This window comes from Arthrobacter sp. GW460-12-1-14-TSB2 (genome assembly GCF_059423525.1).
This window is the reverse complement of record NZ_JBWKYC010000004.1, coordinates 254,547-268,604: the sequence shown is the minus strand read 5'-3', so window position 1 is coordinate 268,604 and position 14,058 is coordinate 254,547. Positions and strand designations below refer to the sequence as shown.

Genomic DNA, 14,058 nt, shown 5'->3' with positions numbered 1-14,058 from the left:
CTTCCTCGAAGAAAGTGAGAGAGCGTCGCCAAGAAAGGCGAAGAAAGTGAGATAGCGTCGCCAAAAAAGGCTCAGAAAGGGAGAGAGGGTCGGGTCGGGCCGGGTCGGGTTGGGGGTGCGGGTCAGCGGTCGAGGATGTGGCGGGCTATCTCGTCGGCGTCGCGGAGGGTCCGCTGGCCGCTGCGGTACACCGGCCCCTCCTGCGGCCGCGCCTCGGCGGCGATGGCTGTCCCCCACTGCGCGGCGGACAGCTGCAATCCCAGCACGTACAGTCCTTCCGAGACGGATCCGTTGGCGCCCAGAGGCCGGTAGGGGTGCGGGCTGACATCCAGCCCGGAGGTCTCCACCGGTGCGCCCTCCACGGTCATCATCAGCCGGGGGCGGACCAGGCCGTCGGAGAGCAGCTGTTCCAGCACAGGCGACACGTTGACGGAAACCCTGTTGGCCGGAGCGAGCGCCTCGATCATGGCGCGGGCGTGGATGGCCCCGCCTTTGACCCACGGCGACACGGCCTTGAAGGAACCGGCCGTGCGGTCCAGCGAAAATTTAGGGTCCGGGCCCACGAAACTGACCACGCCTGCCCGGGCGAGCGCTGCGAGCTGCTCCGCCCGGATGGCCGGCGGGCCGCTGGCCAGCCCTTCGACGAACGACTCGAACCAGCCACGCAGGCCGGCGACCCAGGACTCATCGGTGATGCCGCCGTCGGCCACCACTGACTTCAGCACCGCCCGCCCGTGGTGCAGCGCCCCGATGGTCATTTTCACGGGGTCGTCCTCCCCCAGCGCCGAACGCCGGGCGTCATCGAGCAGGTAGTCGACGACGGCGGCATCCACCTCAGCCTGCGACGCGAAGTTCCGTCCGGCCAGGGGAGCTGCCAGGCCCGGAAGGTTCAGCCGCTGGTCCGGCGCCACGTGCTCGGCCACCAGGTCGTCCACTTCGGCTTCCCAGTGGGAGACGCTGTGGGCGTGCGGCCGCATCGTCTCCTGGAGCAGGGCCAGGAATGCCTCCGGCTCGGTGACGGCGTCCGGACGGGTCCGCACCAGGGTGGAGTAGTAGGCCCAGAGTGCGTCGCGCTGCAGGAGGGGCCACAGGTCGTGGTCGAAGGCGGGGGTGATTCCCGCCGCGGCGAACCTTCCGACGGCGGCTTCGGTGCAGTACCGCAGCGTCACGCCTGACGGGTAGTACCCCGCGAGGTCCGCTTTGGCCCGGTAAGGGGTGCCGCGCCGGGACGCCGCGACAATCAGCGGCTCGTTGCCGGACGGGACATACTCCAGACCGGCCCTCCCCTGCCCGGGAACGCCGTCCTCATTGCCGTCGCCCTCTGCTGCCACGAACTTCCCGCCCCGGCCCTCGGTCAGCTGGCCCATAACGTCAAAGAAGTTAAGGCCCATGCCGCGGACCAGCACGGGCTGGCCTGCCGGCACCACTGACCAGTCGACGTCGGCAGGAACCGCCGGGGGCAGGTACAGGAGGCCCAGCCGGGCGGCGCCTGCCTGGAGCTCGCGCTGTTCGGCGTTGAGCCTGGACTCAAGATGGCCCAGGGCCAGCACCACGGAACCGACGGCGAGCGGCCCGCCGTCCTCGAGTTCGACGTCGAACGTTCCGTTTCCTGCCGGCCGCACAGCGGTGGCGGTTGTGCGGTGGAACTGGACGGTGACGCCCTCCGGAAGGTGCGCGAGCAGTTCGTCAAGGGTGGAGCGGAGGTAGCAGCCGTACAGGGCGCGGCTCGGAAAATCGCGGGATCCGAGGCTGGCCAGTTCGTGGCGTTCGTCCTCAGTCAGCGAGGGGTGCGCGCTGTCCTGCTGCGCTGCCCGCCATTTTTCGAACGTGCTGCCGGCCACGGGTGCCGCCAGCTCAGGGTCCTCGGGAATGACGGTGGGATAGAACGACTGCGTGTTCATCAGGTACAGCCGCGACTGTCCTGGCTGCCACACGTGGCCCGGGCCGGCCGGGTACGGGTCCACCACGTCGATATGGAGGCTGGGTGTGGGGAGGCTCGCGGTGCTCCGGGGTCCGGAAGTCCCGGAAGCGGAGGGGTTCCTGAGCTGCCAGTTGGCGAGGAGCCGCTCCAGGACACTGGTGCCGCGGGGTCCGGCGCCTATTAGTGCCGTCCGGATGCTTTGCGATGTGCCCACGCCCTCCAGAGTATCTGCATGTGACTTGCTAGCCGCGCGCGGATGCTGTTTCGTAGGGCCATGACCACCACAGCAGCTGATCACCAGCCCGTGTCCGGTACCTCTTCCCCCGCCGGGAAAGCGCCCGAACCGACCGACGAAAACATCTGGCTTGAGGAGATCTACGGCGAGGAGCCGCTGGCCTGGGTCCGCGAACAGAACGCCCGCACCGAGGACCTGCTCGAAGACGCCGACTATGCCGCGCTCGAAAGCCGCATCCTGGAGGTGCTGGACTCCACGGACAAGATCGCCATGGTGGGCAAGCACGGCGACTGGTATTACAACTTCTGGCGGGACGGCCAGAACCCGAAGGGGCTGTGGCGCCGGACGTCCTGGGAAAGCTACCGGAGCGGGCAGCCCGAATGGGATGTGCTGCTGGACGTCGACGCGCTGGCCGCCGCCGAAGGCGAAGAGTGGGTTTTCCACGGCGCCAATTTCCTCCGCCCCGCGCCCGGCGAACCGCACCGGCTGGCACTGCTGGCCCTCTCCCCCGACGGCGGCGACGCCAACCGCTACCGCGAGTTCGACGTCGAGGCCCGGACGTTCGTGGACCCGGCGTCCGGCGGCTTCGACCTGCCCACGGCCAAAGGCAACGCTTCCTGGTTGGACCGGGACACGCTGCTGGTGTCCACCACCGCGGAAGGCATGCCCAGCACCACCTCGTCCTACGCGCGCACCGCCGTCCGGCTTGCCCGCGGGGGATCGCTCCCGGCAGCCGAACGGCTGTTTGAAATCCCCGAAGACCACATGATGGCGCTGGTGGCGCACGACTCCACGCCGGGGTTCGAGCGGACCTTCGCCATGGACTGGATCAGCTTCTTCAACAAGAGCACGTCGGTCCTGCGGGACGGATCGTGGGTGGTCATCGACGCCCCGACCGACGTGAACCTGAGCGTGCACCGGGAGTGGCTGCTGTTCCGTCCGCAGGGCGACTGGGACGTCGACGGAACCACGTACGCCGCCGGTTCGCTGCTCGCCGCCAGGTTCGAGGATTACCTTGCCGGCAGCCGCGAGCTGGCGGTCCTGTTCACCCCGGACGCGCACACGTCGCTGCAGTCCTGGAGCTGGACGCGAAACTTCCTCCTGCTCAACCTCCTGCGGGATGTGTCTTCGGAGATCCGCGTCCTGGATCCGGAACGGACGGGGAGCGAGAGCGGGATTGAGTCGGCATGGGCCTCCACGCTGCTGGACGCCTGCCCGCCTCTGCATGACGTCAACGCCTTCGCCGTCGACGACGAGGACGAGGCAGGCATGGACGACGACGGTACGGACGACGACGGTACCGGCGGCAATGTGCCGGTACCGGAAGGGGAAGCCCCCGGCGCAGGGAACGACTTCTGGCTCGTGGCCACCGGCTTCACCACGCCCAGCACGCTGACCCGGGGGACGCTGCGGCGCGGCAGCACCGGGGAGGTGGTGAGCGAGCACGAGGTGATCCGCACCTCGCCGTCCTACTTTGACGACTCCGCCTACGAAGTCCAGCAGCACTTCGCAGTGTCCGACGACGGCACCCGGGTCCCCTACTTCCAGGTGGCGTCCAAGGACCTGGTGCTTGACGGCCAGAACCCCACGCAGCTGTCCGGCTACGGCGGGTTCGAGGTTTCCCGGACGCCTGCCTACAGCGGTGCGATCGGCCGGGCCTGGCTGGAACGCCGGACGGACGCCGGGGTCCCGGCCGCAGGGGCCGAAGCCGGAGCCGACGGTGCAGCCGGCCCGACGCACACCCGTGGCGGCGTCTACGTGGTGGCGAACATCCGCGGCGGCGGCGAATACGGACCCTCGTGGCACCGCGCCGCGCTGCAGGAAAAGCGCCACCGCGCGTTCGAGGACTTCGCTGCCGTGGCCAGGGACCTGATCTCCCGTGGAGTCACCTCCAAGGAGCGGCTGGGCTGTGTGGGCGGCTCCAACGGCGGGCTGCTGGTGGGCAACATGCTGACCCGGTACCCGGAACTGTTCGGCGCAGTATCCTGCGGTGTGCCCCTGCTGGACATGCGCCGCTACACCAAGCTGTCTGCCGGCTACTCGTGGATCGCCGAATACGGGGACCCCGACGTGCCCGGGGACTGGGAGTTCATCCGGACGTTCTCGCCGTACCACCTCCTTCGCGACGGCGTGGACTACCCGGAGACCTTCATCTGGACCGCAACGTCCGATGACCGGGTGGGTCCCGTGCAGGCCCGCAAGATGGCGGCCCGCATGCAGGCCATGGGCATCCCCAATGTCTGGTTCCACGAGGCGCTGGAGGGCGGACACGCCGGTGCCTCCGACAACCGGCAGGCGGCCGCGCTGCAGAGCCGGAGCCAGCATTTCCTGTGGCGTTCCCTGGCAGGCCGTTCCGACAACTAGCACCGTTTTGCACTGGATGGCCCGTTCTGCGTATCCTTGGTGGGCTAGGAATAGCAATTGGAGACGTGCCAGAGCGGCCGAATGGGCTTCACTGCTAATGAAGTGTGGGGCACAACTCCACCGGGGGTTCAAATCCCCCCGTCTCCGCGTTTGGCCCCGGTCCCTAGACCGGGGCCTTTTGCGTTTCTTCGGCAGGTTGCGTGTCCGCCTGCGCGCCGGCCGGGGTGGCAGGATGGGCCCATGGCGGAGAACAGCAATCACGACGTGGTCATTATCGGAGGCGGACACAACGGCCTGGCGGCGGCCGCCTATCTGGCCAGGGCCGGACGCGACGTCCTGCTGCTCGAGAAACTGGACCGAGCCGGCGGAGCGGCCGTATCCGCCCAGGCGTTCGACGGCGTCGACGCCCGCCTTTCGCGATATTCCTACCTGGTGAGCCTGCTGCCGCAGGAAATCATTGACGACCTGGGCCTTCGCATCAGGCTGGCGCGGCGCCGCTACTCGTCCTACACGCCGGACCCGGGCAGCCCCGGCCATGGCCTCCTGATCGACAACGGGGACGCGGCAGCCACGGCGGCGTCCTTTGCTTCAGTGGGTGCCCCGGCCGCCGAAGCCGCAGCCTTTGAGCGCTTCTATGCGGAGTGCCGGAAGCTCACCGGGGCGCTGTGGCCCACCATGACGTCGCCCATGCCTACGCGTTCTGAGGCCCGGCAACTCGCCGAAGCCGCCGGTGCCGGTGATGTGTGGGAGTCAGTCATCGAGCGGCCCATCGGCGAAGCCATCACCCGCAGTCTGCAGAGTGACCTGGTGCGCGGCGTGGTGCTGACGGATGCCCTGATCGGTACGTTTGCCCGGGCTGACAGCGCGGACCTGCAGCAGAACATCTGCTTCCTGTACCACCTCCTGGGCGGCGGAACCGGGGACTGGGATGTTCCCATTGGCGGCATGGGGACTGTCTCCGGTGAACTGGAGCGCGCCGCCCGCGAGGCCGGCGCCACCATCCTGACAACCGCCGAGGTCACGCGCATCCGGCCCGGCGGCACAGTGGACTACCGCCACGACGGCCAGGAACGCTCTGCCTCCGCCGATTGGGTGCTCTCCAATGTGGCGCCCGTGGTGCTGGACCGGCTCCGGGCGCCAGACGGGCTCCGGGTGCCAGACGGGCTGCAGGGCGCCGTCGCGGCGCAGCCTATGAACCCCAACCACCTCCGCGAGGGTTCACAGGTCAAAGTAAACCTCCTGCTGACGCGCCTTCCTCAGCTGCTGGACCGCAGCGTCAGCCCGGAGGCGGCCTTCGGCGGCACCTTCCACATCAACGAAACCTGGACCCAGCTGGATGACGCCTACCGGGCCGCTGAACAGGGAACAGTCCCGGACCCGCTGCCCTGCGAAATCTACTGCCATTCGTTGACCGATCCCAGCATCCTCTCCGCGGAGCTGCAGGCTTCCGGCGCCCACACCCTGACGGTCTTCGGACTCCACGTGCCGGACAGGCTTATCACTGCGGAGAACAACGAGGCGATGCGGACGGCGTTGCAGGCCGCCGTCGTAAAATCGCTCAACTCGGTACTTGCGGAGCCGATTGAGGATCTGCTGCTGACCGGCGCAGACGGAACGCCGTGCATCGAAACCAAGACCACGCTGGATATCCAGCGCGCAGTGGGCATGCCGCGTGGCAACATCTTCCACGGCGGACTCGACTGGCCGTTCGCGGAGGACGAGGCCCCGCTGGACACTCCCGCCCGGCGCTGGGGTGTATCGACCGACGATCCCCGCATCCTGCTGTGCGGCTCCGGAGCCCGGCGCGGAGGGGCGGTGAGCGCCATCGGCGGCCACAATGCTGCCATGGCCGTGCTGGAGTCCCTGGCGCTGGAGTCCGAGGGATTGACGTCCGAGGGATTGACGTCCGAGGGTTTGACCTCCGAGGGTTTGACGTTCTAGGGATTCGCTGGCCTGGGTGCCGCGGAGCGCCCGCGGCTGACGTCGGCTCCGGCCTGCCGGTGCAGCGTTAGGCTATCCGCGGTGCTCAGCAGCATCAGCACGGCGATGGCCAGGAACGCGCCCCGGTACGGCGCAACAGGGTCCGCTCCGAAGGCGGCGGGGGCGGCGAAGAGCCGGAGGAACAACGCGCCGACGGCGATGCCCGCACCGGCCGCCAGCTGGACCAGGGTGGCCGAAATGGCGTTGGCGGACGGCAGCTGTCCGGGAACGATGTCTGCGTACTGGATGGAGGCGTAGGCCGAGAACCCGATGGAGCGGAACGCGCCGCTGCAGACCAGCAAGGCGAAGATCAGCGGCTCCGGGGTCCCGGCGTCCAGCAGCGCGCACAGGCCAAAAGTGAGGGCAGAGGCAAGGGACGCGAAGACGAGGACGGGCTTGAAGCCGAACCTGCGGATCAGCGGCGTGGTTGCCGGTTTGATGCCGATGTTGCCGATGAAGACCGCCGCCACCATCACGCCGGCATGCAGCGGATCCCACCCGAACCCGTCCTGGAACATCAGCGGCAGCAGGAACGGAACCGCGCTGATGGTCAGGCGGTAGATGAACCCGCCGGTCGATGTTGCGCGGAACGTCCGTGTGCCGAAGACAGTCAGCTGGAACAGCGGATTGGTGGTTCGCCGCAACCACAGGACTGCCCCTGCGATGGACACCACGCCCGCAGCGATGCTGATCGCCCCGAACGGTCCCGAGGGGTGCGCCGTGGCCAGTTCGAGCCCCACCACCAGGGCGCCTACACCGGCCGTCGTCAGCAGCAGCCCCACCCAGTCAAGGCGGCGGGACTGGTCTCCGGCTCCCTGCGGAACCAGGCGAAGGGCAGCAATAAACGCGGCAAGGCCCAGCGGGATGTTGATCAGGAAGATCCAGTGCCAGGACAGGAAGGTGGTTAGCGCCCCGCCCACCAGCGGCGCCAGGACCGGCGCCAGCAGCCCGGGCCACACAAGATAGGCCGTGGCCCGGAGCAGGTCCTCCTTGGGTGTCCTGCGCAGCACCACGAGCGTCCCCACCGGCACCATCATGGCCCCGCCTGCGCCCTGCAGGACACGGCTGACGGTGAGCATGGTGAGGTCCTGGCTCAGGGCGCACAGGAGCGAGGCGATGGTGAACACGGCGATGGCGGCGCAGAAAACGCGGCGGGCACCCACGCGCTCGGCCAGCCAGCCGCTGACCGGAATACCCATGGCCACGGTCATCAGGTAGGCCGTCATGGTGATATTGACGTCGGCCGGAGCCACGGCGAAGTCTGCCGCGATGCTGGGGATGGCCGTGGTCAGCACGGTGCCGTCCAGGAACTCCATGAAGAAGGTGGCCGCCACCAGCAGGGCCAGCCGCGGCTGCCACTCCTGGCGGACAGCCGACGCGGGGCTTCTCTGGGATTCGCTCATGGCTCCTGGCCTGGACTCATTCGCCGATCCTATAGGCGTGCCAGGCACGGTGCCAGAATAAGTCCGCCCCTTACGCACACCGGCCGGAGAGCTCCTACCCGGCCTGTCCCAGCACGAGGGGAAGGACTGCACCGGCACCGGCGCGGCGCAGTGCCCGGCCAGCAACCGTGACCGTCCAACGGCTGTCCGTGAGGTCATCCACCAACATGATGCTCTGACCCTGGATGCCGGCCATGGCTGCCTCCAGCTCCGGTCCCACAACAAGCCGGTCCCAGACTCCGGCCAGCCGGTAGGCGCTGTTGCCCCCGCGTCCGCCGGTGGGTCCGCCGTGTTCCAGCTGCAGCTGGCCCAGGTACGGTATGCGGCCAATCCCGGAAATTCCGCGCGCCAGGGAATCGACCAGGGCCGGCTTGCTGCGTGACGGGATGCTGACGATGGCTGCCGGACGTCCGACGCCGCTCCAGCCTGGGCTGCGTCCGTTCCCGGCGCCCCATTCGCGGAGCACCTGCACGCAGGCCTGCAGCATTGCGGGGTCCACCTCGCGGTCCGGGGCGCCGGAGGCAAAGATCTCCCGGAGGGCACCGCCCCAGCCGAGGTCGGTCAGGCGGGCCAGCACCCGGCCTTCGGCGAGGCTTTCATCCGGCTTGATCTTGCCCTTGACGGTAACGCCGAGCCGGTCCATGCCGCTGGGCCACTGCAGCCGCGGTTCCAGCGCCATGCCGGCACGGCTGAGCGTCTGGCCGGCCGCTTCTGTGGCCGAGGATGCGATGTCGGACGGGAACCAGGGTCCGGCGCAGTTGTCGCAGCGGCCGCACGCGCGGGCTGTTTCATCGTCCAGGACCGAGGTGATGTACTCCATCCGGCAGCCGGCCGTGTCCTGGTAGATCACCATGGAGTCCTGCTCATCCACGCGGGCCTCGGCGATGCGGGTGTACCGGTCAGCGTCGTAGCTCCAGGGCTGGCCGGTGGAGCGCCAGCCGCCACCCACCCGTTCCACGGCACCGTCCACGGACAGGACCTTGAGCAGCAGTTCCAAAGGTGTGCGCCGCAGGTCCACGCGGGCTTCGAGTGCCACCGTGGACACGGCGGCACCGGCCTCGGCGAGGGCGGTCAGGACGGCCGCGGCCTTTTCCTCAGACGGCATGGAAGCGGTAGCAAAGTACTGCCAGATGTCGCGGTCCTCGGAGCCGGGCAGCAGCAGGACGTCGGCGTTGGCAGCGCCACGCCCCGCGCGGCCCACCTGCTGGTAGTAGGCCACCGGCGACGACGGGGCGCCGAGGTGCACCACGAAGCCCAGGTCCGGTTTGTCGAAACCCATGCCCAGGGCCGAAGTGGCCACCAGCGCCTTGACCTGGTTGTCCTTGAGGAGCTGTTCCGCCCGTTCCCGGTCCGCGGGATCGGTACGGCCGGTATAGGCGAGCACCTCATGGCCGGCTTCAGCGAGCAGCCGGGCGGTGTCCTCCGCCGCGGAGACCGTGAGGGTGTAGATGATGCCGCTCCCGGGCAGGTCCGCCAGATGGGTCAGCAGCCAGCCCAGCCGGTCGCGGGAATCCGCCAGCTGCAGCACACCGAGCCGGAGCGATTCACGGCCCAGGGCGCCGCGGATGGTGAGCACGCCGTCGCCTAACTGCTCCTCGATGTCGTGGACCACGCGGGAGTTGGCGGTGGCTGTGGTGGCCAGCACGGGCACGGTGTCCGGCAACTGCGTGATGAGGTCCGCGATGCGCCGGTAGTCGGGACGGAAGTCATGGCCCCAGTCGGAGATGCAGTGTGCTTCGTCAATCACCAGGAGCCCGGTGCGGCGGATCAGTTCCGGCAGCTGGTTTTCCCGGAACGACGGGTTGGTGAGCCGCTCCGGGGACACGAGCAGCACGTCCACTTCGTCCGCCGCGAGCTGCTCGCGTACGGTGTCCCATTCGAGCTGGTTGGCGGAGTTGATGGCAACCGCACGGACTCCTGCCCTCGCGGCTGCCGCCACTTGGTCCCGCATCAGGGCCAGCAGCGGCGAAACGATCAGCGTGGGACCGGCGCCACGGCGCCGGAGTAGCAGCGATGCCACAAAATAGACGGCCGATTTTCCCCAGCCGGTGCGCTGGACTACAAGGGCGCGGCGCCCGCCGTCGACCAATGCTTCAATCGCCTCAAACTGGCCGTCATGGAAGCTGGCCTCGGGATGTCCCACGAGGCCGCGAAGAACTTCCAGGGCCTGCGCATGGGTCCCCTCTCCACCTGTGGGGAGATCGGCGGAAGCGGAAAGGACAGCAGCATTCTGGTTATTGGCCATTGGTTCAGTATCCCAGCCCCCTCCGACAGCCGCGAAGCCGGGGGTTGGGCCATGTGGACGGCGCGCCCGCGTAATGCAACTACTCCTCCACAGCCATTTTGCGCTTCACCGTAAGATGGAACGCGTGACTAGCGACCAGACAAAGACTTTTGACCTTTCGGCATCGTTCAAGGCCTACGACGTGCGTGGCATTGTGGGCGAGTCCATTACCGCCGAAATCGTCGAAGCCGTAGGCGCCGCATTCGTGGATGTCCTGAAGCTCGAGGGCCAGACGGTCCTGGTGGGCGGCGACATGCGCCCCTCCTCCCCGGAGTTCAGCAAGGCATTCGCCAACGGCGCCGCCACGCGCGGAGCCAACGTCCAGCTGCTGGACCTCATCTCCACCGACGAGCTCTACTACGCCTGCGGTGCGCTCAACGCGGCCGGCGCCACGTTCACCGCCAGCCACAATCCCGCCGAGTACAACGGCATCAAGATGTCCAAGGCCGGCGCCCAGCCCATTTCGTCCGAGTCAGGCCTGAAGGAAATCCAGGCCCGCGCGGAGGACTACCTCCACGCCGGATCCATCCCGGCTGCCGGCAAGCGCGGCCTCATCGGAGTCCACGATGTCCTGAAGGATTACTCCGAATACCTCCGCAAGCTGGTGGACCTCAAGGGATCCCGCCCCCTGAAAGTGGTCGTCGACGCCGGCAACGGCATGGCCGGCCTGACCACCCCCGCGGTCCTCGGCGACGCCCTGCTGCCCAAGCTGCCGTTCGACATCATTCCCCTCTACTTCGAGCTGGACGGGTCCTTCCCGAACCACCCGGCCAACCCGCTCGAGCCGGAAAACCTGCTGGACCTGCAGGCCGCGGTCGTCGAACACGGCGCGGACATCGGGCTGGCCTTCGACGGCGACGCCGACCGCTGCTTCGTCATCGACGAGAAGGGCAACCCCGTGTCGCCATCGGCCATCACCGGCATGGTGGCCCGCCGCGAAATCGCCCGCGCCAAGGCGCAGGGCGAGGAAACGCCCACCATCATCCATAACCTGCTGACCTCCAAGGCCGTCCCGGAACTGGTGGCGCACGACGGCGGCCGCGCGGTCCGCACGCGTGTGGGCCACTCGTTCATCAAGGCAGTCATGGCCGAGGAAGGCGCCGTTTTCGGCGGCGAGCACTCCGCGCACTTCTACTTCCGCGATTTCTGGAACGCAGACACCGGCATGCTCGCCGCGATGCATGTCCTGGCCGCCCTCGGTGAGCAGGACCGCCCGTTGTCCGAACTCGGCCACGAGTACGAGCCCTACATCTCCTCCGGGGAAATCAACTCCGAAATCGAGGACAAAGCGGGCGCCGTGGAGCGGGTCCGCGCCGATTTTGCCGGCGAAGACGTCGAGATCGACATGCTGGACGGCAGCACCTTCACTGCCCGCGACGGCAGCTGGTGGTTCAACCTGCGCCCGTCCAACACCGAACCGTTCCTCCGCCTTAACGCCGAGGCCACGGACCGTCCCACCATGGAACGCATCCGCGACCGCGTGCTGGCCCTGGTCAACGGCTAGGCCGCCCGCATGGCTGAACTTTCCGGAACGTCCTGGCGGGACTCTGTGCCCGAGGCCACGGCCACCGACCTTGAAAACCTGCTGGGCACCGGCGTCGGTGCTGCCCAGGAGCAGCTCGGACGCAACGGCGGTTTCCTGCCGTTCGCCCTGGTGGTGGAGAACGACGGCGAGGTCCGCCTTGTCGCCGTCACCCCGGCTGATGCGGAAGACGGCTCTGAGGGCGACTTCGACGCCGACGCGATGATCAGTGACCTCACGGAGCTGCTCCGGCAGAACCGGGACGATTTCCGTGCCGCGGCGGTGGTGTGTGACATCACACTGCTGGAAGAGGCCACCGACGCCGTCCACGTGGCGGCCGAGCACCGCGACGGATCCGTTTTTGCCGCGGTGCTGCCCTACGAGCCCAACGCCGAGTCACGCGAATGGGAGTTCGGACAGCTTGCAGCTGATTCCAGCGAACCCGCCATCTGGGTGGACTAGACCTCCAGTGGGTTGCTGACATGAAGATCAATGCGTTCGCGGACGTGAGCCTGCGCGCCATGATGGTGCTCGCGGCGGCACCGCACGGCAGCCTGCTGACCACGCAGAGCATCGCCGATGCCGTAGGAACGCCCTACAACCATGTCAGCAAGGCCATGGCGAAGCTCCGCGAACTTGGCGTCATCGACGTCGAGCGAGGGCGCAACGGCGGGTCCAGGCTGAATGACGCCGGACGCCGCGCCACCGTCGGCCAGCTCCTGCGGCAGCTCAACACCCGAACGGATCCGGCCGACTGCCATTCCGTGAACGGCGACTGCCCGCTCATCAACGAATGCAAGCTCCGCGGAGCCCTGGCTCGGGCACGCGAGGCTTTCTACCGCGAGCTCGACGACATCGTGGTGTCCACCCTCCCCGGCACGCGCCAGATGGCGCCGGTCTTCCAGGCAATCGGGCTCCGCCCCGGGCTCTGATCCCCCTTCGATTTTGAATTCTTTTCTACGACGTGTAGAACTTAGGTATAAATACTCGTATTTCATATACATGTATTGATCGCGGTCCGTACGAAACCCGGGCCCCTACCTCAGGAGTACACATGCTCTCGGACAAATCCCGCCCTGTCATCGAGGCCACCCTGCCGCTGGTCGGATCCCGGATCGGCGACATCACCCCCAAGTTCTACGCGCGGCTCTTCGGCGCCCACCCGGAGCTGCTGGACGGACTGTTCAGCCGTTCCAACCAGCGCTCCGGCAACCAGCAGCAGGCCCTGGCCGGAAGCATCGCCGCTTTCGCCACGCACCTGGTGAACAACCCCGGAACCCTCCCGGAAACAGTCCTTTCCCGGATCGCCCACAAGCACGCTTCCCTGGGCATCACCGAGCCCCAGTACCAGGTTGTTTACGAGCACCTCTTCGCCGCCATCGCCGAGGACCTCGCCGAGGTCATCACCCCGGAAATCGCCGAAGCCTGGACCGAGGTCTACTGGCTCATGGCCGACGCCCTCATCAAGATCGAAAAGGGCCTCTACGCCATCCAGGCCAACGACAAGATGTGGACCCCCTGGCGCGTTGCCGCAAAGACGCCCGCCGGCACCGGCGCCATGACCTTCACCCTGGAACCGGCCGACGACACCCCGATCACCCCCGCCCTTCCCGGCCAGTACGTCAGCGTCAAGGTCCAGCTCCCGGACGGCCTCCGCCAGGTCCGCCAGTACTCCCTCTCCGACGACGCGGGCACCAGCCGCACCTTCACCACCAAGCTCGACGACGGCGGCGAGGTCTCCCCGGTGCTGCACAACGGCGTCGAGGTTGGCGACATCCTGGAAATCTCCAACCCGTACGGCGAGATCACGCTCAAGGAGGGTGACGGCCCCGTGGTCCTGGCTTCGGCAGGCATCGGCTGCACCCCCACTGCGTCCATCCTGCGGTCGCTGGCCGAGGCCGGTTCCGACCGCCGGGTGCTGGTGCTCCACGCGGAAAGCACGCTGGAAAGCTGGGCCCTGCGCGGGCAGATGACGGACGACGTCGAGCGCCTCGAGGGTGCCGACCTCCAGCTCTGGCTGGAAGAGCCGCAGGCCGGTGCGAATGCCGGCTTCATGTCGCTGCGCGAAGTGGACCTGCCCGCCAATGCGTCGCTGTACCTCTGCGGCCCGCTTCCGTTCATGAAGCACATCCGCAACGAGGCCATCAACGCCGGCATCCCCGCGACGAAGATCCACTACGAAGTCTTCGGCCCGGACATCTGGCTGGCTTCTTAAAGTCACTAGCGCGAACGGACATTTAGGCCCCGGGGCTTAAGTGCCCGTTCGCGCTTCTTCGGTGCTAACGCACGACGGCGGGGGGGGGGGGGGGG

At 67.9% G+C, this 14,058-nt stretch carries 9 protein-coding genes and 1 tRNA gene; 7 read left to right on the top strand and 3 right to left on the bottom strand.

What is annotated here, in order from left to right:
• Positions 1-122: 122 nt before the first annotated feature.
• Positions 123-2,135: an FAD/NAD(P)-binding protein gene (locus tag AC07YR_RS08550; RefSeq protein ID WP_494733702.1), complete on the bottom strand. Its 2,013-nt coding sequence runs from the start codon at positions 2,133-2,135 to the stop codon at positions 123-125.
• A gap of 60 nt (positions 2,136-2,195) precedes the next feature.
• Here AC07YR_RS08550 and AC07YR_RS08545 point away from each other — a divergent pair, with 60 nt between their 5' ends.
• From AC07YR_RS08545 to AC07YR_RS08535, 3 genes are all read left to right on the top strand, one after another.
• Positions 2,196-4,520 (top strand): prolyl oligopeptidase family serine peptidase, encoded by a 2,325-nt coding sequence (locus tag AC07YR_RS08545; protein ID WP_494733701.1) that lies wholly within the window; start codon positions 2,196-2,198, stop codon positions 4,518-4,520.
• 59 nt (positions 4,521-4,579) lie between these two features.
• Positions 4,580-4,667, top strand: a tRNA-Ser gene (locus AC07YR_RS08540).
• Positions 4,668-4,760: 93 nt separating this feature from the next.
• Positions 4,761-6,461, top strand: coding sequence for a phytoene desaturase family protein (locus AC07YR_RS08535; RefSeq protein WP_494733700.1), 1,701 nt, complete (start codon positions 4,761-4,763; stop codon positions 6,459-6,461).
• Here AC07YR_RS08535 and AC07YR_RS08530 read toward each other — a convergent pair.
• On the bottom strand, positions 6,458-7,903 hold the full coding sequence (locus tag AC07YR_RS08530) for an MFS transporter (RefSeq protein ID WP_494733699.1): 1,446 nt from the start codon (positions 7,901-7,903) through the stop codon (positions 6,458-6,460). The two genes, AC07YR_RS08535 and AC07YR_RS08530, sit on opposite strands and share 4 nt — an antisense overlap.
• A gap of 94 nt (positions 7,904-7,997) precedes the next feature.
• A complete protein-coding gene (locus AC07YR_RS08525; protein ID WP_494733698.1) occupies positions 7,998-10,187 on the bottom strand; it encodes a RecQ family ATP-dependent DNA helicase in 2,190 nt (729 codons plus the stop codon).
• A 124-nt stretch (positions 10,188-10,311) separates the two neighbouring features.
• Here AC07YR_RS08525 and AC07YR_RS08520 point away from each other — a divergent pair, with 124 nt between their 5' ends.
• The 4 genes from AC07YR_RS08520 to AC07YR_RS08505 all read left to right on the top strand — a co-directional run bounded on the left by AC07YR_RS08520 (position 10,312) and on the right by AC07YR_RS08505 (position 13,963).
• Complete coding sequence (locus tag AC07YR_RS08520) at positions 10,312-11,730, top strand: phosphomannomutase/phosphoglucomutase (protein ID WP_055800691.1); 1,419 nt, start codon at positions 10,312-10,314, stop codon at positions 11,728-11,730.
• A gap of 9 nt (positions 11,731-11,739) precedes the next feature.
• Positions 11,740-12,210 carry a hypothetical protein gene (locus AC07YR_RS08515; protein WP_494733697.1) on the top strand — a complete coding sequence of 157 codons (471 nt, stop codon included), beginning with the start codon at positions 11,740-11,742 and terminating at the stop codon, positions 12,208-12,210.
• A 20-nt stretch (positions 12,211-12,230) separates the two neighbouring features.
• Positions 12,231-12,680 (top strand): RrF2 family transcriptional regulator, encoded by a 450-nt coding sequence (locus AC07YR_RS08510; protein WP_494733696.1) that lies wholly within the window; start codon positions 12,231-12,233, stop codon positions 12,678-12,680.
• 122 nt (positions 12,681-12,802) lie between these two features.
• Positions 12,803-13,963: a globin domain-containing protein gene (locus tag AC07YR_RS08505; RefSeq protein ID WP_028271061.1), complete on the top strand. Its 1,161-nt coding sequence runs from the start codon at positions 12,803-12,805 to the stop codon at positions 13,961-13,963.
• Positions 13,964-14,058 lie beyond the last annotated feature (95 nt).

Excerpts from the sequence above, each read along its gene's own strand:
- AC07YR_RS08545 (WP_494733701.1), top strand. The coding sequence starts at position 2,196 with ATGACCACCACAGCAGCTGATCACCAGCCCGTGTCCGGTACCTCTTCC.
- AC07YR_RS08535 (WP_494733700.1), top strand. The coding sequence starts at position 4,761 with ATGGCGGAGAACAGCAATCACGACGTGGTCATTATCGGAGGCGGACAC.
- AC07YR_RS08530 (WP_494733699.1), bottom strand. The coding sequence starts at position 7,903 with ATGAGCGAATCCCAGAGAAGCCCCGCGTCGGCTGTCCGCCAGGAGTGG.
- AC07YR_RS08525 (WP_494733698.1), bottom strand. The coding sequence starts at position 10,187 with ATGGCCAATAACCAGAATGCTGCTGTCCTTTCCGCTTCCGCCGATCTC.
- AC07YR_RS08515 (WP_494733697.1), top strand. The coding sequence starts at position 11,740 with ATGGCTGAACTTTCCGGAACGTCCTGGCGGGACTCTGTGCCCGAGGCC.
- AC07YR_RS08510 (WP_494733696.1), top strand. The coding sequence starts at position 12,231 with ATGAAGATCAATGCGTTCGCGGACGTGAGCCTGCGCGCCATGATGGTG.
- AC07YR_RS08505 (WP_028271061.1), top strand. The coding sequence starts at position 12,803 with ATGCTCTCGGACAAATCCCGCCCTGTCATCGAGGCCACCCTGCCGCTG.